The organism is Burkholderia ubonensis (assembly GCF_902833085.1).
Lineage (GTDB): Bacteria > Pseudomonadota > Gammaproteobacteria > Burkholderiales > Burkholderiaceae > Burkholderia > Burkholderia ubonensis.
The window spans coordinates 1-474 of record NZ_CADFEB010000028.1 but is presented as its reverse complement, the minus strand read 5'-3'; the positions used below and the strand labels follow the sequence as shown (position 1 = coordinate 474).

Genomic DNA, 474 nt, shown 5'->3' with positions numbered 1-474 from the left:
ACCGTCTTGATAAGGCGGGGGTCGTTGGTTCGAATCCAACCAGACCCACCATTGTCTGACGTGGAAACCTGGGAAGTCTCTGTATGGGGGCATAGCTCAGCTGGGAGAGCACCTGCTTTGCAAGCAGGGGGTCGTCGGTTCGATCCCGTCTGCCTCCACCAATCTTCAATGACAAGCGTTCGACTTGATCGAACGTTTGTCATTGGCGATTGAGCCAGTCAGAGTGATATGAGTAACACCATATCGGCTGTCGTTCTTTAACAATCTGGAAGAAGTAAGTAATTTGGATAGCGGAAGCGTCTTGAGATGGACGTGGAAACTATCCGGGTTGTGATTGTATCGATGTATCTCAAGATGATTCGAACCGCAAGGTTGAACTCATACTTGGAATACGGCACAACGCGAGAACTCAACCTGTAACGAGACAGACTCGTTATAGGGTCAAGCGAACAAGTGCATGTGGTGGATGCCTTG

At 49.6% G+C, this 474-nt stretch carries 1 tRNA gene; it reads left to right on the top strand.

The features are described from left to right. Positions 1-85: 85 nt before the first annotated feature. Positions 86-161 (top strand) — tRNA-Ala (locus HWX31_RS34670). Positions 162-474 lie beyond the last annotated feature (313 nt).